This window comes from Rhodococcus zopfii NBRC 100606 = JCM 9919, from assembly GCF_001895025.1.
Lineage (GTDB): Bacteria > Actinomycetota > Actinomycetes > Mycobacteriales > Mycobacteriaceae > Rhodococcus > Rhodococcus zopfii.
The window spans coordinates 104201-122819 of sequence record NZ_BCXI01000030.1; the positions used below are offsets into that span (position 1 = coordinate 104201).

Sequence of the window (18619 nt, forward strand, 5' to 3'; positions counted from 1 at the left end):
GTGCGTCTTTCGGGCGCCCCCAGACGCACGGGAACACAAAGGTCCCGCCCCCGAAGAGAAAGGGGCGGGACCTTCGTGTCTACGGCAGTCGCCTACCGGTAGTCGCTCGAGTAACCGTAGTCGTCGAGCGGGACCGCGGCGCCGGTGTTCTGGCCGAAGCCTTCCGGCGAGTAGTACTGGTCGTCGTACGCCGGGATGGCGTACGCGGCCGCGCGGGCCTCCTCGGTCGGCTGGACCTGGATGTTCCGGTACCGGTTGATGCCGGTACCGGCCGGGATCAGCTTACCGATGATCACGTTCTCCTTGAGACCGATCAGCTTGTCCGAGCGGCAGTTGATCGCCGCATCGGTCAGCACGCGAGTGGTCTCCTGGAACGACGCCGCCGACAGCCACGAATCGGTGGCCAGCGACGCCTTCGTGATACCCATGAGCACGGGACGACCGGCAGCGGGCTCGCCGCCCTCGGACACGACCCGACGGTTCGACGCCTCGAACTCGCTGCGCTCGACCAGCGAACCGGGCAGGAACTCCGTCGCACCCGAATCGATGATCGTCACGCGGCGCAGCATCTGGCGCACGATGACCTCGATGTGCTTGTCGTGGATCGACACGCCCTGGCTCCGGTACACCTCCTGGACCTCGTTGACGAGGTGGATCTGCACCTGGCGGGGACCCATCACGCGCAGCACCTCGTGCGGATCGGCAGCACCCTCGAGGAGCTGCTGACCGACCTCCACGAAGTCACCGTCGGCGAGAACACCCTCGGTGCCGTTCGCCTTGCGGATGACGTGCAGGCGCTGACGCTTCGACAGCTTGTCGTACACGACCTCTTCGCCACCGTCGTCCGGGACGATCGTGATCTTGTAGAAGCGGTCGTCGTCCTCGAGCCGGATACGGCCGGAGACGTCGGCGATCGGGGCCTTGCCCTTCGGGACGCGGGCCTCGAACAGCTCCTGGACACGAGGCAGACCACCGGTGATGTCCTCACCGACGCCACCCTGGTGGAAGGTACGCATCGTCAGCTGCGTACCCGGCTCACCGATGGACTGCGCGGCGACGATACCGACGGCCTCGCCGATGTCGACGAGCTTGCCGGTCGCCATCGAGCGGCCGTAGCACGTGGCGCAGACGCCGGTGCCGGTGTCGCAGGTCAGGACCGAACGGACGCGAACCTTCTGGATGCCGGCCTCGAGCAGCGCTTCGATGGCCGGGTCGCCCAGGTCGGAACCGCGCTCGACGACGACGTTCCCGTTCGCGTCGACCGCATCGGAGGCGAGGGTACGGGCGTACGTGCTCGTCTCGATGTGGGCGTCGCGAACCAGCTTGCCGGTCTCGTTGCCCTCGGCGTCGCGCTCCGGCTCCGCGATGGTCATCTCGATGCCGCGCGGCGTGCCACAGTCGACCTCGCGGACGATGACGTCCTGCGAGACGTCCACCAGACGACGGGTCAGGTAACCCGAGTCGGCGGTACGCAGGGCGGTATCGGCCAGACCCTTACGGGCACCGTGCGTGTTGATGAAGTACTCGAGAACGGTCAGGCCCTCACGGAACGAGGACTTGATCGGACGCGGGATGAACTCGCCCTTCGGGTTCGTCACCAGACCCTTCATGCCCGCGAGCGCGCGGATCTGGGTCATGTTGCCGGCAGCACCGGACTTGACGATCGTCGGGATCGGGTTCTCATCCGGGTAGTGCGCCTCCATGGCCTGACCGACCTCTTCGGTCGCTTCCTGCCACAGCTTCACCAGCGAGTCGCGACGCTCTTCCTTGGAGAGAGCACCACGCGCGAACTTGCGCTCGAGCTGATCGGCCTGCGCCTCGTACCGCTCGAGGATTTCCTTCTTCTCCGGCGGAACGAGCACGTCCGCCATCGAGACGGTCACACCCGAACGGGTCGCCCAGTAGAAACCGGCGTCCTTGAGCTTGTCGACGGTCTGCGCGACGACGATCATCGGGTAACGCTCGGCGAGATCGTTGATGATCGCGGCCTGGCGCTTCTTCGGCATGATGTCGTTGACGAAGCCGTAGTTGACGGGCAGCAGCTCGTTGAACAGCACGCGGCCGAGGGTCGTGTGCGCGGTCCACGCGGCGCCGTACCTCCAGCCCTCCGGGAACAGCTCCGACTCGACCTCGCGCGACGGACGCTGCTGCGTCAGACGCACCTTGATCGGGGCCTGCACCGACAGCGCACCGCGGTCGACGGCCATGATGGCCTCGGCCGGGGACGAGTAGACACCCTGCTCCGGCTGGTCCGCCGTTGCCGGGGCGTACGCGCCGGGAGCATCCTCGACGAGACGGGTCAGGTGGAACAGACCCGTGACCATGTCCAGACGCGGCATGGCGAGCGGGCGGCCCGATGCCGGCGACAGGATGTTGTTCGAGGACAGCATCAGGATGCGGGCCTCGGCCTGCGCCTCCGCCGACAGCGGGAGGTGCACGGCCATCTGGTCGCCGTCGAAGTCGGCGTTGAAGGCCTCACACACCAGCGGGTGCAGCTGGATGGCCTTGCCCTCGACGAGCTGCGGCTCGAACGCCTGGATGCCGAGGCGGTGCAGCGTCGGTGCGCGGTTCAGCAGCACCGGGTGCTCGTTGATGACCTCTTCGAGGACGTCCCACACCTGCGGGCGCTGACGCTCGACCATGCGCTTGGCGGACTTGATGTTCTGCGCATGGTTCAGGTCGACCAGACGCTTCATCACGAACGGCTTGAACAGCTCGAGCGCCATCAGCTTCGGCAGACCGCACTGGTGCAGCTTGAGCTGCGGGCCGACGACGATGACCGAACGGCCCGAGTAGTCGACGCGCTTACCGAGCAGGTTCTGACGGAAACGACCCTGCTTGCCCTTGAGCAGATCGGACAGCGACTTGAGCGGGCGGTTACCCGGACCGGTGACCGGCCGGCCGCGACGGCCGTTGTCGAACAGCGCGTCGACGGATTCCTGCAGCATCCGCTTCTCGTTGTTGACGATGATCTCGGGGGCGCCGAGATCGATCAGTCGCTTGAGGCGGTTGTTGCGGTTGATGACGCGGCGGTACAGGTCGTTCAGGTCGGAGGTCGCGAAGCGGCCACCGTCGAGCTGAACCATCGGGCGCAGTTCCGGCGGGATCACCGGAACGGCGTCGAGCACCATGCCCATCGGCGAGTTGCCGGACTGCTGGAACGCCGCGACGACCTTCAGTCGCTTGAGCGCACGCAGCTTCTTCTGACCCTTGCCGCTGCGGATGATCTCGCGCAGCAACTCGGCCTCGGCGTGGATGTCGAAGGTCTCGATGAGCTTCTGGATGGCCTCGGCACCCATCGCGCCGGTGAAGTACTCACCGTAGCGGTCCTGCAGCTCGCGGTAGATCAGCTCGTCGACGATGAGCTGCTTCGGAGCCAGCTTGGAGAAGGTGGTCCAAATCTCGTCGAGGCGGTCCAGCTCGCGCTGCGCGCGGTCGCGCAGCTGACGCATCTCACGCTCGCCGCCGTCCTTGACCTTGCGGCGCACGTCCGACTTGGCGCCCTCTGCCTCCAGCTCGGCCAGGTCGGCCTCGAGCTTCTGGGCGCGGGCCTCGAGGTCGGCGTCGCGCTGGTCGGCGACGGTCTTCTTCTCGACCTCCATCTCGGCCTCGAGGGTCGAGAGCTCGTTGTGGCGCAGCTCGTCGTCGACCGAGGTGATGACGTAGGCGGCGAAGTAGATGATCTTCTCGAGATCCTTCGGCGCCAGGTCGAGGAGGTAGCCGAGACGGCTCGGCACGCCCTTGAAGTACCAGATGTGGGTGACGGGTGCGGCCAGTTCGATGTGGCCCATCCGCTCACGGCGTACCTTCGCGCGGGTCACCTCGACGCCGCAGCGCTCGCAGATGATGCCCTTGAAGCGGACGCGCTTGTACTTACCGCAGTAGCACTCCCAGTCCCGGGTGGGACCGAAGATCTTCTCGCAGAAGAGTCCGTCCTTCTCGGGCTTGAGCGTGCGGTAGTTGATGGTCTCCGGCTTCTTGACCTCGCCGTACGACCAGTTGCGGATGTCCTCTGCGGTGGCCAGGCCGATGCGGAGTTCATCGAAGAAGTTGACGTCGAGCACGTAACTTCCTTTCCCCTGTGCGGGTTGTGTTGCTGCTAGTTGTCGCTATCGCTGCCGGGCCCCCGGGGAGGCGCACCGAACATCACCGCAACGGTGACGAGTTGTCCATGTGCGCCTCCCTCGGGGTCGGCTTCCTAGTTCGCGAGGTCGTCGACCGTGGCCGACTCGTTGCGGGAAAGGTTGATGCCCAGGTTGGCCGCCGCCCGCTCGAGGTCCTCGTCGTCGCCGTCGGCCATCGCGATGGCCGCGCCGTCGCTCGAGAGCACCTCGACGTTCAGGCACAGCGACTGGAGTTCCTTCAGGAGAACCTTGAAGGACTCCGGGATACCCGGCTCCGGGATGTTCTCGCCCTTGACGATCGCCTCGTACACCTTCACGCGACCGACGACATCGTCGGACTTGATGGTGAGGAGCTCCTGCAGCGTGTACGCCGCACCGTAGGCCTGCATGGCCCAGCACTCCATCTCACCGAAGCGCTGGCCACCGAACTGGGCCTTACCGCCGAGCGGCTGCTGGGTGATCATCGAGTACGGACCGGTCGAACGCGCGTGGATCTTGTCGTCGACCAGGTGGTGCAGCTTGATGATGTACATGTAGCCGACCGACACCGGGTACGGGAACGGCTCGCCGGAACGACCGTCGAACAGCGTCGCCTTGCCGTTCGCACCGACCATGACCTCACCGTCGCGGTTCGGCAGGGTCGAGCCGAGCAGACCGGTCAGTTGGTCCTCGCGGGCACCGTCGAACACCGGGGTCGCGATGTTGGTGTTCGGATCCGCCGCCAGCATCTCGTCGGACAGGTTCTGCGCCCACTCGGGACGACTGCCGTCATCGGCGACCTGGATGTTCCAGCCGGCCTTGCCGATCCAGCCGAGATGCGTCTCGAGGATCTGGCCGATGTTCATACGACGCGGAACACCGTGGGTGTTGAGGATGATGTCGACCGGGGTGCCGTCGGGCAGGAACGGCATGTCCTCCTGCGGGAGGATCTTGCCGATGACGCCCTTGTTGCCGTGGCGGCCGGCGAGCTTGTCGCCGTCCTGGATCTTGCGCTTCTGCGCCACGTACACGCGGACGAGCTCGTTGACACCGGGGGGCAGATCGTCGTCGTCCTCGCGCGAGAACACGCGGACGCCGATGACCTTGCCGGTCTCGCCGTGGGGCACCTTGAGCGACGTGTCGCGCACCTCGCGGGCCTTCTCACCGAAGATCGCGCGGAGCAGGCGCTCCTCGGGGGTCAGCTCGGTCTCGCCCTTCGGGGTGACCTTGCCGACGAGGATGTCGCCGTCGCGGACCTCGGCACCGATACGGACGATGCCGCGCTCGTCGAGGTCGGCAAGGACCTCGTCGGAGACGTTCGGGATGTCGCGGGTGATCTCCTCGGCACCGAGCTTGGTGTCGCGGGCGTCGATCTCGTGCTCCTCGATGTGGATCGAGGTGAGCACGTCCTCTTCCACGAGGCGCTGCGACAGGATGATCGCGTCCTCGTAGTTGTGGCCTTCCCACGGCATGATCGCCACGAGCAGGTTCTTGCCGAGCGCCATCTCACCGTTCTGGGTGCAGGGGCCGTCGGCGAGGACCTGGCCGGATTCGACGCGCTGCCCCTCGTCCACGATCGGACGCTGGTTGGAGCAGGTGCCCTGGTTGGAGCGGTCGAACTTGCGCAGGCGGTACGTCTTGCGGGTGCCGTCGTCGGCCATCACGGTGATGAAGTCGGCGGACACCTCCTCGACCACCCCGGACTTCTCGGTGACGATGACGTCACCGGCGTCGACGGCGGCACGCAGCTCCATGCCGGTACCGACGACGGGCGACTCGCTGCGGACCAGCGGCACCGCCTGACGCTGCATGTTCGCACCCATCAGGGCACGGTTGGCGTCGTCGTGCTCGAGGAACGGGATCATCGCGGTCGCGACGGAGACCATCTGACGCGGCGAAACGTCCATGAAGTCGACCTCGCCGGCCGGGATGTACTCGATCTCGCCGCCCTTCTTGCGGACGAGAACGCGGTCCTCGGCGAAGTGGCCGTCCGCAGCGATCGGCGAGTTGGCCTGCGCCACGACGTGGCGGTCCTCCTCGTCGGCGGTCAGGTAGACGACCTCGTCGGTGACGATGCCGTTCTCGACCTTGCGGTACGGGGTCTCGATGAAACCGAACGGGTTGACCCGCGCGTACACCGACAGCGAGCCGATCAGGCCGATGTTCGGGCCTTCCGGCGTCTCGATCGGGCACATGCGTCCGTAGTGCGAGGAGTGGACGTCGCGGACCTCGAGGCCGGCACGCTCACGAGACAGACCGCCGGGGCCCAGCGCGGACAGGCGGCGCTTGTGGGTCAGACCCGAGAGCGGGTTGTTCTGGTCCATGAACTGCGACAGCTGGGACGTTCCGAAGAACTCCTTGATCGCGGCCACGACGGGACGGATGTTGATCAGCGACTGCGGCGTGATCGCCTCGACGTCCTGCGTGGTCATGCGCTCGCGCACCACGCGCTCCATGCGGGACAGGCCGACACGGATCTGGTTCTGGATGAGCTCGCCGACGGTGCGCAGACGACGGTTGCCGAAGTGGTCGATGTCGTCGACCTCGACCGGAACCTCGACGCCCTCGGGCGCGGTCATCACGGTCTCACCCGCGTGCAGGCGCACCAGGTACTCGATCGTCGCGACGATGTCTTCCTCGGTGAGGGTGGACGCCGCGATCGGCTGGCCGCTGTTCAGGCCCAGCTTCTTGTTGATCTTGTAACGACCCACGCGCGCCAGGTCGTAGCGCTTGTCCTTGAAGAACAGGTTCTCCAGCAGGGTCTGCGCGGACTCCTTGGTCGGCGGCTCGCCCGGACGCAGCTTGCGGTAGATGTCGAGCAGGGCCTCGTCGGTACCGGCCGTGTTGTCCTTCTCGAGCGTGGACATCATGATCTCGGAGAACCCGAAGCGCTGAACGATCTGCTCGTTCGTCCACCCGAGCGCCTTGAGCAGCACGGTGACTGGCTGGCGGCGCTTGCGGTCGATGCGGACACCGACGGTGTCGCGCTTGTCGACGTCGAACTCGAGCCACGCACCACGGCCCGGGATGACCTTGACGCTGTGCAGGTCCTTCTCGGTGCTCTTGTCGACGTTGCGGTCGAAGTACACACCCGGGGACCGCACGAGCTGCGACACCACGACGCGCTCGGTGCCGTTGATGATGAAGGTGCCCTTGTCGGTCATCATCGGGAAGTCACCCATGAAGACCGTCTGGCTCTTGATCTCGCCGGTGTTGTTGTTGATGAACTCGGCCGTGACGAACAGCGGGGCCGCGTACGTCATGTCCTTGTCCTTGCACTCCTCGACGGAGGCCTTGACCTCGTCGAAGCGCGGGTCGGAGAAGGAAAGGGACATCGAACCCGAGAAGTCCTCGATCGGCGAGAGTTCCGTGAGGATCTCCTCGAGGCCGCCGACGACCGGGCCGTCACCACGTTCGGCAGCCTTCGCCCGCCAGCGCTCGGAGCCGATCAACCATTCGAAGGAATCTGTCTGTATATCGAGGAGCCCTGGGACTTCGAGCGGCTCGCGAATCTTCGCGAACGAGACTCTCTTCGGGGCTCCGGGGATTCCGGCAACTGCCTTGGTCTGGCTAGAGACTGCCAAGATGCGTCCTTCCAGCACCTCACGCGGGCCGCTCCAACCGGTGCGACCGCCGCTGTACCTGCTTCTTCAGTGGGGCGTTTCGGCTGGTCACAACCCGAACGACAGCCCCATCACGAAGACCGGCGGCGAACACCCCGCGAGGGGGTACTTCCGGCTTTGCGAACGAGGTTTGGACAGGAGGCAGCCAGCGCAAAGTCCTAACCTACACCGAAAAACGGCAGATGTCCAACAGGGGTGCCTGAAGCAAGCCCCTCTCCGGAACTCGGACTTCTCGCGAGTTCGCGCGGGCGTACCGATAGAGTGACCGCTGCCGCTCTCCGCGTCAAGAGATCGATTTCCGAGAGCGTCCCGGACCGCACCGAAACTGCCCCGGCTGTCAGCTGTCGGTCAGCTCCGACACCAGCCAGCGTCCGTCGACGTTCTCCATCCGCACGAGCAGCGGCGCCGCAGCGCTCCCCTGGGCGATCCCGTCCCCCGTCGCACTGACGTTGATGTACGCCGCCACCTCCGCACGCGAATCGTCGAGCATCGACACCCCGATGTGCGTGACCGTGACCTCCGTGACCGTGTGCGTCTGCACCGCGGCCCGCTTCGTCACCTCCGCGGTCCTGTCGAACTGTTCCTGCATCTGCGGCGTCAGCAATTCGCGGATCGCAGCGAAGTTGTCGTCGATCGTCTCGTAGTTGTAGCCGTGCATCGTCTCGATGGCTTGCGTGGCGGCCCGCTGCACCTCCTCGGTCGCGGCGGCGTCTACCCACGCCCGGTTCTCGACCTGCGCACCGGGCTGGAATGCGGCCAGCACCGCGAACACACCCAGCGCGACGGCGCCGACACCGAGGAACACGAGTGGACGCATGTTGCGCTGCGCAGGTCCGGACGCTGCAGCGACGTCGGGGGCAGGGACGTCGGGGGCAGGGACCTCGACAGGCTCCGGCCCGGTCTCGGCGGCGGGCTCGGCCTTCTTCGCCAGATCGACCGCCGTCTCGTCGGGTTCGGCGGCCCCGGCCGCCTGTTCGACCGCCTCGGGTTCCGGCACGGTCGCGTCATTCGCCGGAGACGACGGCTGCGCGGACCCGGCGCCCTGCAGACGGCCGGTACCGGCGATCTTCGGGCGTCGGCGCGGACCGCCGGTCCCCGGGTTGCGTCGCTGCGGGGGCACTACACACACTCCTTCATCGGCTCACTCACCTTCGGCGGGTGCAGTCGGTTCCGCGGGCGCCGGAGCAGCCTCCGGATTCGCGCCGGACTCGAGCTCGACCGAGCCGAGCGGCTGGATCGTCTCGGCCTTCCACGTCTCGCCGTCCTTGCGGACCGCAACCTCGACCGACACCTTGTTCTTCACGAAGTTCGCCGGCGTCGTCGTGGTCACCGACAACACGACGAGCGCACGCGCGGTGTCGTCGTCGGTGTTCAGCGCCGTCAGCGATCCGAACAGAACGTTCGCCGCCATGCCGGTACCGGTCGCGGCAACCTGCTCGCGGATCTGCTGTTCGGTGGCGTTCAGATCGTTCACCAGCGCCTCACCGGTGATCGACGAACGCATGTTGTCGAGTGATTCGTCGACATTGTCCGCGTCGACACTGTTCAGATTGATCGCCGCCTGCATCGCGCCGGACAGCGCCGCGTCCCGCGCGTCCGCCGTGGGCCGTTCGACGAACAGCGACCGCCCCCAGCCGACTCCGAACCAGACCGCCGCGGCCAACGCGACCAGCGTGACGACGGCGACGACCGCCAGTCCCGCCGTGCGAAGCCCGTCACCGGCCGGCCGGGTTGTGGTCTCCTCGCTCACTCCAACAACCTACTCACTTCTCACTTCGGGGTGACGCCGAGCAGCGGCGCCAGCTGCGTCGCGATCGGATTCAGGTTCAACTTGTCCGGGTCCTTCTTCGGGATGAAGTCCCACGGCTGGAGGGTCAGCGGATCGGCGAACACGATCCGGTTGGCGCTGCGCACGCCCGTGACACTGCCCTGCGGCACTTCGCACGACGCGTTCGTGTTGAACGGGAAGTCCTGCTGGGTGTCGTCGAAGTTCGGATTCTGCCGGTGCAGCTCGTCGAGGATCTCGTAGGTGCCCTCGTAACCGATCGTGCAGGACGGCGGGTTGTTCGTCTCGAGGACGATTCCCTGCCGGACCGTGCCGTCACCCGGCGCGACCGTCCCGGAGCTGCCCGCCACCGCAGGCAGGAACGCCAGCAGCGGCTGCAACGCGACCGCCTGCGGCGCGAGCTTGTCGCCGAGCAGGGCGAGGTTGGTGAGATCGGTGGTCAGACCGGGACCGGTGTCCTCGACCAGCTGGGACAGCTGGTCGCTGGCGGCCTGCCCCGTTTCGATGAGGCGCCGGATATCCGGATCGCTGTCGCGCAACTGCGCCGCGACGAGGTCCAGATCCGAACTGAACTGCTGGATCGCGGACGACTGCGCCGACTGCGTGTTCAGGACGGTTTCGCTGTCCCGGACGAGGGTGACCGTCTGCGGCAGGTAGTCCACTCCGGCGGCGCTGAGTTCGGCGAGCGAGTCGACGAGCACCTGAAGGTCGTCACCGCGACCGTCGAACGCGTCGCCGAGTTCCGTGATGACCGTGTGCAGCGCGTCCACCGGGACCGAACGCACCAGGTCGTTCGTGCTCACCAGCAGGTCCTCGACGGGAATCGGAACCTCGGTGCGGTCCTGCTCGATGATCGACCCGTCCTTCAGGAACGGGCCTTCGTCGGTATCGGGCCGCAGGTCGACGTACTGCTCACCGATCGCAGAGCGGTTCGCGACGACGGCCCGCGCCGACGCCGGAATGTCCGGGCCGCCGTTGTCGAGCATGAGCTCGACGTTGATGCCCTCGGCGGTGAGCGACAGGCCGCCGACTCGGCCGACCGGGACCCCGCGGTAGGTAACCTCCGCGTTCTGGAACACTCCACCGGAGTTCGCGAACTGCGCGTTCACCCTGTACTGGCCGAATCCCAGCAGATTGTCGAGGCGCACGTATCTGGCGCCGACGAACAGCACACCGAGCAGCGCGATCGCTACGAACACCGCGAGCTGCGCTTTGATCAGGCGCGATCTCATCGGCCACCCCCGAGTCCGAGCTGGTTCATCAGGCCCTCCAACGGATCGGCCGGCGCGGCTCCGTCGCCCCCGGGATCGGCGACGCCTGCCGGCAGGGACACACCCGCCGGCAGACCCGGCAGCGCGACCGTTTCGGGCAGCGTCGGTGTCGGCAGAATCGGCAGCAGCGACACCGTCGGCCATCCCGGCCGCGGACCGTTGCCGTTGTAGTACGGATTCGACGGGTCGACCAGCGGCTTGGGGTTACCGAACTTGGGTTCGCGGTAGACCGGGTCGCCCTGTCCCACGCCGAGGGACGCGAGCGCGTCCCCGATCTGCAGATCGACGCTGAGGAACAGGTTCACCGAACTTCCGAGTGCGATCTTCTCGACACCATCCGGGAACGGCACGGTCGGGATGAACGGCAATGCCTTGATCAGGTCGTCACCGGCGAACGCGAGCTGCTGCAGCGTCGGGCGCAACGCCAGCAGGTCCGCGATCAGATCGTCCTTCGACTGGTCGAGCACATCGGTGCCGACCGTGCCGAGCCGATCGAGCTGGGTGAGCAGTTCGACGAGCTGCGGGCGTTGCTGTTCGAGGACCTCCGTCGCGACCGGGAGGTCGTCGAGGATGCCTGCAATGCGGTCGGTCTGCGCGGCGACGTTCGTGCTCAGTGTGTCCAGGCCGTCCAGGGCGCGGGTGATGTCGTTCTTCTGCTGTTCGAGTCCGGCGATGAGCAAATCCGCCTGTTCAAGCAGGCTGCGTGTGGTTCCCTCACGTCCGTCGAACGCGGTCGACAGTTCCTTGATCACCGGGGCGAGCTGCCCGACACCGCCGCCGTTGAGCAGCAGCGACAACGCGCCCAGCACGGGTTCGATCTCGGTTGCGGCGCGGGTCCGCTCGACGGGGATCACATCGCCGTCCGCGAGCCGCTGCGCCGACGCGTCCGTGGGGGGCGAGCTCAACTGGATGAACTTCTCGCCGAGAATGCTGGTCTGCTCCACCTCCGCGAGCGCGTTGGCCGGCAGATCCACGGACGACTGCACCACGACGTCGACATCTGCGGTCCAGCCGTCCGGGGCGACGGAGATCGACTCGACGCGGCCGACCGGCACACCGTCCACCTTCACGGCGGATTGCGGCACCAGATCCAGGACGTCCTCGAACGCGATGGTCAGGTACATCGGATCGCTTCCGATATCCGGACCGCCCGGCAACGGAACATCGGACACGCCGCCGCAGCCGGCCACCGTCACCGCCACGACGCACATCCCCGCCGCTAGAGCACCCGCACGTCTCGGTGCCACCGAGCGGATTGCCGATTTCGCGCGCGTCACTGACCGCTCCCCTCTCCGCTGAGCTGCAGTCGCTGCGATTCGACGCCCGGCACCGTGCCCGGAACCACCTGGCGCTGAATGTTCTCGCCGCTCAGGATGCCGAACGGCAGGATCAGATCCGGCGTCTTCTGCTCCGCGGTCACCTGCGCCATGATGTCGCCGCACCGATCGATGAGCGGCTGCATCTGCCGCCCGAGCTGCTCGAACCGTTCGTCACCCGGCACCAGCTTTCCGAGATCGATCAGCTTGCACACCGCGGCGTTCGGATCCTCGAGGTCGGTGAGCACGAGCCGCGACGACAACGCCCCGGCCTCCGCGTCGTACGAATTGACGAGGTTGCTCACCGCGAGCGGCAGCAACGTCAGCGAGTTGATCAACGAATTCCGGCGGTCCGCGAGCGTCTGTGTGATCGGCACGAGCGCGTCGACGTTGTCCTTCAGGATCGCCTGGTTGTCCTGCACGAACGACGCGACCTCTCCCAGCGTCACGGACAACTGGTTCAACGCCAGACCGAGATCCTCCCGCTCCCCGACGAGAAAGCCGGACAATTCGGCGAGCTGGCTGTTGAACTGCCGCACCTGCTCGTCGTTCGCGGCGAGCGCGCTCACGAACACCTGCAGATTCTCCACGGTGCCGAACAGGTCGTCGCGCGAGGAGTTCAGCGTGCGCGACGCCGCGGACAGCTGATCGATACTGCGGCCGAGCGCGTCACCGTTGCCCGTGAGGTTCTCCGCGCCGACCTCGACGAACCGCGACAGCGCACCGTCCCTGTTCGCGCCGTCCGGTCCCAGCGCTCGCGACAGTTCGTCGATGCTGGCGTACAGCTCGTCGACCTCGACGGGGGTGGCCGTGCGCTCGCGCGGGATCACCGCACCGCTCTCCATCGTGTCGCCGCCCGTGTAGGCGGGCGCGAGCTGCACGTACCGGTCGGCGACGACCGACGGCGTGATCTGCGCGGCCCGCGCATCGGCCGGGATATCCACACCGCGGTCGACCCGCATCCGCACCTCCACGAGATCGCCCTGCGGTTCGACCGACAGGACCTGGCCGACCTCGACGCCCAGCACCCGGACATCGGACCCCTCGTAGATGCCGACGGCCTTGTCGAAGTACGCGGTGATCTCGGTCGTCCCGACGCGTTGGTACGCGTACCAGCCACCGGCGGCAAGCGCCGCCACCAGGGCCGCCACCAGGGCGATCAGGACTGCCGCGCGCCCGTTCCGGCGAGTGTCGTCCCCATTCTCGGCGTGCGCCATCAGTTACCCCCTTCCAGCGTGCGGCCCGGTTCGCGGTAGCCCGGAATTTCCGGGAGCCCCGGCGGGGTGAGGTTCACGACGACCTGGTCGAACCAGCGACCGTTGCCGACGACGTTCGTGTACAGACGGACGAACGGCTCGTACAGCTGGAACGCGCGATCGAGGTTGTCGTTGTTGTCCTGCAGCACCTGCACGACCCCGCGGAGTTGTTCGAGTGCGGGACCGAACTGCTCCTCGTTCTCCTGGACGAGACCGCTGAGCTCCGTCGACATCCGCTTCGTACCGTCGAGCAGTTGCGAGATCGCCTGCCGCCGGTTGTTCAGCTCCGCGATCAGCAGCGCGCCGTCGCTGATGAGCTGGTTGAACTCGGCGTTGCGGTCGGCGAGGATCTGCGAGGTCTGCCCGGTCGCGTCGAGAAGCTTCTTCAGCTCCTGGTCGCGGCTGGCAATCGTCTCCGAGATCCGGCTCACCCCGTCGAGCGCGGCACGCACGTCCTCGGGTGTTTCCGAGAACGCCTCGGACAACGCATCGAAGCTGGAGGCCAGCTGCTCGGAGTCGATGTCGCCGAGGGTGGTGGCGGCGGACGAGAACGCCTGGATCACGTCGTACGGCGCCACCGTGCGGTCGAGCGGAATCGCGTCCGACGGGTCGAGCACGTCGCTTCCGCGGGGTTCGAGCGCGAGGTACTTCTGCCCGAGGATCGTCTTGATCTGGATCGACGCCGACGTATCGTCGCCGATCCACGCGTCCTTGACCTTGAACTCGACGACGACCCGGTCGCCCTCCAGCTCGATCCCGGTGACCTGACCGACCTTGACGCCGGCGATGCGCACCTCGTTGGTGGGCTTGAGGCCAGCCGCTTCGCTGAACTCGGCCTTGTAGGTGGCACCGGCACCGATGATCGGCAGCGAATCCAGGAAGAACGCGGACAGCGTCGCCAGCAGGATCACCAGAATGCCCAGGGCTCCGGCCGCTGCCGGACTGCGACGTGTACTCATCGTCCCTGCAACTCCTGCATCCCGTCCTGTGTGCACCGCTTCGCGGCGTTGGTGTAGATCGGCTGGTTCACCGTGGGCAACCCGGTCGGCAGGTTCAGATACGGAACCGAACCCGGACCGGCGATGATGTCGATGCCGCACAGGTAGAACTGGAACCACGAGCCGAAGCTCGCGACCCGGCCGAGCTTCTCGAGCTTGACGGGCAACGTCTCGAGCACCTGGTCGAGCGCGTCGCTGTTGGCGTTCAGGTTGCCCGCGAGCTGGTTCACCGCGGTGATCGACTGGGTGATCGCCGGGCGGGTCGGCTCGAGCACGTCGGCAACCGCATCCGTCAGGCCCGCGACGGACTGCACCGCGGAACCGACCGTCTCCCGATCCGCGGCCAGGCCGCTGACCAGCGCCTGGGTATTCACGAGCAGCGAATCGAGCTCCTCGTCGCGCTCGTTGACCGTGGTGAGCACCGTGTTGAGGTTGTCGATCACCGCACCGATCACCGCATCCTTGTCGGCGATCGTGTTGGTCAGCGACGCGGTGTTGCGCACCAGGTCGGCGATGGTGCCCGATTCGCCCTGGAACACCTGGACGATCTGGTAGGACAGCTTGTTCACATCGTCTGCGGACAGTGTCTGGAACAGCGGCCGGAAGCCGTTGAACAGCGTGGTCAGGTTCACCGCGGGCTTGGTGCGCTCGAGCGGAATCGTCTCGCCGGGGTTCAGCTTCTCCCCCTGCTCGCCCTCGCCCTGCCCGAGCGCGATGTATCGCTGACCGACGAGGTTCCGATACCGGATCGTCGCGGTCGTCGATGCGGGCAGGTAGTCGCGATCCTGGACGGTGAACGTCACTTCGGCGTCGCGCTCGTCGACGATCGAGATGTTCTGGACCTCTCCGACCCGAACGCCGGCGATGCGCACCTCGTCACCCTCGTTGAGCGAGGTGACGTCGGAGAAGATCGCGTGGTACTTCTTGCCCCCGCCACCACCGATGCTGGCGATGGTCGCCGCGAGCACTCCGGTCGCGACGATCGTGACGACCGCGAAGACGATCAGTTTGACCAGAGGCGCTGTCAGTCCCCTCATTCGAAGCTCACCTCCGCTCCCCGCATTGCCGGCGCACCCAGCTGGGTCGTCCACCGTGGCACCTCGCCGGGCTCGAGGCCCGAGGCGGCTCCGTAGATCATGTCGAGCGTTTCCTGTTCGGCGGCCGAACCCGTGTAGGACACCGGCACGGTGCCGATGATGCGGCCGACGTCGTCCGGAACACCGGAACCTTCCGGAGCCGGGAAGTACGGGATGGTTTCGGGGCCGGGGTTACGAGACGGAACCTGGTAGGAACCGTCGTTGATCGATCCGCCCGGGTACTGCGGGAACTGTCGGCCGGGGGCGGTGACGCTGTCGTAGCAGGCCGGCCCACGGTCGTCGAGCAGTCGCGGTTCGTCCTGGTTCGGCAGGTACCGGCCCTTCGGATTCGTGAACTGGATGTTCGCACGCACGCCAGGGAACGGATCGTCGGCGGCGAGGACACCGGCCGCGGCCGGGGCGGCGTCGGCGAAGCCCTCGAGCATGCACGGGAAGGACGGTGAGTACCGCGCCAGCAGTTGCAGCGCCTCCTTCGAGTCCGCGGAAATGCTGATGATCGAGGAGGCGTTCGTCTCCAGCAGGCCCGCGGTCGCGGACGTCGCTCCGGTCGCGGACACCAGCAGCGTCGCGATCTGGTTCTGCTGCTCGACGACGGTGTTTCCGGTGGTCCGCAGGTTGTTCAGCGCGTTCACCAGATCCGGTGCCGCCTCCGCATAGGTCTGGGAGAAGTCCGCGAGACCGCGCAGATCCTCCTGGAGGGTCGGCAGTTCCGCGCCGACCTCACGGAAAATCTGCTCGAGGTGGTCGACGGTCCGGCCGAGTGTCTCCCCGCGACCGCTCAGGCCCTGCGCGAGCGCACCGAGGGTGCCGGCGAGATCCTCCGGCGGAATGGCCTGCAGCAGCGGGAGGAGCCCGTCGAGGACCTCCCCGAGCTCGACGGTCTTCTCGCTGGTGTCCTGGACCAGCACGTCGCCGGCGGCGAGCGGGCGAGCCGGGTCGTCGGGCAACAGCAGCGCGACGTAACGCTCACCGAACAGTGTCTTCGGCAGCAGCTGGGCCGTCGAGTTCGCCGGGATCAGCTCGGCTTTGTCCGGGTCGATCGCCAGATGGGCGGTGACCTCACCGTCGTCGATCGACGTCGAACGCACCTCGCCGACGATCATGCCGCGAACCTTGACGTCGGCGTTGTGCGGCAGCGCGTTGCCGACGCTGTCGGTGACCAGGTCGACGGCGACGACCTTCGTGAAGGTCTTGTTGTACATCGCGATGGTTCCGCCGAGGAACAGCGCCAGGACCAGGAAGAAGACCATACCCAGCACGCGACGGCGGAGCGCCGAGGGAGTCTCGATCATCCGGCGACCCTCACCGTCGTCGTCGTGCCCCAGATCGCGAGGCTGAGGAAGAAATCGAGAACGGCGATGGTGACGATGGCGGTGCGGACCGCCCGGCCCACCGCGACGCCCACACCCGCCGGGCCACCGCTGGCGTGGAAGCCGTAGTAGCAGTGGATGAGGATCAGCACGAACGCGAAGATCAGCACTTTCGCGAACGAATAGAGCACGTCCTCCGGTGGCAGGAACAGATAGAAGTAGTGGTCGTACGAACCGGACGACTGGCCGTTGAACACGGTGCTGATCACCCGTGTCGCCAGGTAGGCGGCGAGGAGGCCGATGATGTACAGCGGGATGACGGCGACGAAGCCGGCGATCATCCGGGAGGTGACCAGGAACGGCACCGACGGCACCGCCATCACTTCGAGCGCGTCGATCTCCTCACTGATGCGCATGGCGCCGAGCTGTGCGGTGAAGCCACATCCGACGGTCGCGGACAGCGCGAGCGCCGCCACGATGGGGGCGATCTCCCGGGTGTTGACGTAGGCGGACAGGAAGCCCGTCAGCACGGACGATCCGAGCTGCTCGAGCGCGGCGTAACCCTGCAGTCCGACGACGACACCGGTGAAGCCGGACATCATCGCGATGACGCCGATGGTGCCGCCGATGACGGCGAGCGCACCGCTGCCGAAGGTGACCTCGGCGAGCAGCCGCAGCACCTCCTTGCGATAGTGCACGATCGTCTTCGGAGTCCACGCGACCGCGCGAGCGTAGAACGACATCTGGTCGCCCGCGCGATCCAGGACGTTCAGTGGTGCGCGCAGCACCCGCCTGCCGCGAAGCAGGAAGAGATCCCCGCGGCCTTTCGCAATCGTCATCGCTTCAGGATCCCTTCGCAGGCACGATCTGCAGGTACACCATCGTCAAGATCAGGTTCGCGAAGAACAGCAGTAGGAACGTGATGACGACAGTCTGATTGACGGCTTCCCCGACGCCCTTCGGGCCGGCGCCGGGGTGGAGACCCTTGTACGCGGCGATGACTCCGGCGATGAGACCGAAGACGGCCGCCTTGAGTTCGGCGACGTACAGGTCGGGCAACTGGGCGAGCGCCGAGAACGAGGCCAGGTAGGCACCCGGGGTTCCGCCCTGCAGGATGACGTTGAAGAAGTAGCCACCGGTGATGCCGACGACCGAGACGAGCCCGTTGAGCAGCACCGCCACCAGGATCATGGCGAGGACCCGCGGGACGACGAGACGCTGGACCGGGTCGATGCCCAGCACCTTCATGGCGTCGATCTCCTCGCGGATCGTCCGCGAGCCGAGATCGGCGGTCACGGCGGATCCGGCCGCGCCGGCGATCAGCAGGGCGGTCACGATCGGGCTGCCCTGCTGGATGACCGCGAGCACGCTGGCGGCGCCGGTGAACGACTCGGCTCCGAGCTGTTTGATCAGCGATCCGGTCTGAAGGGACACGACGGCCCCGAACGGAATGGCGACCAGAGCGGTCGGCAGGATCGTGACGCTCGCGATGAACCACGCCTGCTCGATGAACTCCCGGAACTGGAACGGGCGGCGGAAGGTGTTCCGCACGACGTCGACGAACAGTTCGACGATGTTCCCGGCCTGTGTGAGTGCACCGTGTACCGGACGCACGATCGAACTACTGCCGACCCCCATCTGCTCTCCTACTTCTGGCCGTACTGCTGATCGTCGCGATAGACGGGGATCACCTGGGTGTCGTCCTCACGGGCGTCGTACCCCGCCGGGACTCCTGCCGCCACGTGTGCGGCTTCTTCCTGGTCGTAGCTCTGGAGGATGGCGGCCTGAGCGCTCTCCGGCAGGGTGTGCAGGATCTGCCGCACCCGCTGGTGGCGGCGTCCCACGGCCTGGCGTTCCGG

The 18619-nt window shown here is 66.7% G+C and carries 12 protein-coding genes and 1 pseudogene; all 13 read right to left on the reverse strand.

Features of this window, described 5'->3' with window-relative positions; all coding sequences use genetic code 11:
• Positions 1-92 precede the first annotated feature (92 nt).
• Positions 93-4064 carry a DNA-directed RNA polymerase subunit beta' gene (locus RZ1_RS19070; RefSeq protein WP_072814064.1) on the reverse strand — a complete coding sequence of 1324 codons (3972 nt, stop codon included), beginning with the start codon at positions 4062-4064 and terminating at the stop codon, positions 93-95.
• Positions 4065-4198: 134 nt separating this feature from the next.
• Positions 4199-7705 (reverse strand): DNA-directed RNA polymerase subunit beta, encoded by a 3507-nt coding sequence (gene rpoB / locus RZ1_RS19075; protein WP_072814065.1) that lies wholly within the window; start codon positions 7703-7705, stop codon positions 4199-4201.
• A gap of 358 nt (positions 7706-8063) precedes the next feature.
• Complete coding sequence (locus RZ1_RS19080; protein WP_072814066.1) at positions 8064-8846, reverse strand: hypothetical protein; 783 nt, start codon at positions 8844-8846, stop codon at positions 8064-8066.
• 21 nt (positions 8847-8867) lie between these two features.
• Positions 8868-9422 (reverse strand): hypothetical protein, encoded by a 555-nt coding sequence (locus tag RZ1_RS19085; protein ID WP_072814092.1) that lies wholly within the window; start codon positions 9420-9422, stop codon positions 8868-8870.
• Between the two features lie 74 nt (positions 9423-9496).
• Positions 9497-10744, reverse strand: coding sequence for an MCE family protein (locus RZ1_RS19090; RefSeq protein ID WP_072814067.1), 1248 nt, complete (start codon positions 10742-10744; stop codon positions 9497-9499).
• The gene (locus tag RZ1_RS19095; protein WP_072814068.1) at positions 10741-11994 is read right to left on the reverse strand and encodes an MCE family protein; all 1254 of its coding nucleotides are present in this window, start codon (positions 11992-11994) and stop codon (positions 10741-10743) included. Before RZ1_RS19095 ends, RZ1_RS19090 begins: the two co-directional genes overlap by 4 nt.
• 62 nt (positions 11995-12056) lie before the next feature.
• Positions 12057-13316: an MCE family protein gene (locus RZ1_RS19100; protein ID WP_072814069.1), complete on the reverse strand. Its 1260-nt coding sequence runs from the start codon at positions 13314-13316 to the stop codon at positions 12057-12059.
• Positions 13316-14314: an MCE family protein gene (locus RZ1_RS19105; protein ID WP_072814070.1), complete on the reverse strand. Its 999-nt coding sequence runs from the start codon at positions 14312-14314 to the stop codon at positions 13316-13318. Before RZ1_RS19105 ends, RZ1_RS19100 begins: the two co-directional genes overlap by 1 nt.
• On the reverse strand, positions 14311-15390 hold the full coding sequence (locus RZ1_RS19110; protein ID WP_072814071.1) for an MCE family protein: 1080 nt from the start codon (positions 15388-15390) through the stop codon (positions 14311-14313). The genes RZ1_RS19105 and RZ1_RS19110 overlap by 4 nt, the downstream gene beginning before the upstream one ends.
• Positions 15387-16742 carry an MCE family protein gene (locus RZ1_RS19115; RefSeq protein ID WP_072814072.1) on the reverse strand — a complete coding sequence of 452 codons (1356 nt, stop codon included), beginning with the start codon at positions 16740-16742 and terminating at the stop codon, positions 15387-15389. The genes RZ1_RS19110 and RZ1_RS19115 overlap by 4 nt, the downstream gene beginning before the upstream one ends.
• The gene (locus RZ1_RS19120; RefSeq protein ID WP_072814073.1) at positions 16739-17599 is read right to left on the reverse strand and encodes an MlaE family ABC transporter permease; all 861 of its coding nucleotides are present in this window, start codon (positions 17597-17599) and stop codon (positions 16739-16741) included. The genes RZ1_RS19115 and RZ1_RS19120 overlap by 4 nt, the downstream gene beginning before the upstream one ends.
• A gap of 4 nt (positions 17600-17603) precedes the next feature.
• On the reverse strand, positions 17604-18398 hold the full coding sequence (locus tag RZ1_RS19125; RefSeq protein WP_072814074.1) for an MlaE family ABC transporter permease: 795 nt from the start codon (positions 18396-18398) through the stop codon (positions 17604-17606).
• Positions 18399-18406: 8 nt separating this feature from the next.
• Positions 18407-18619 (reverse strand): annotated as a pseudogene (locus RZ1_RS30125) (ABC transporter ATP-binding protein); the annotation flags it as partial.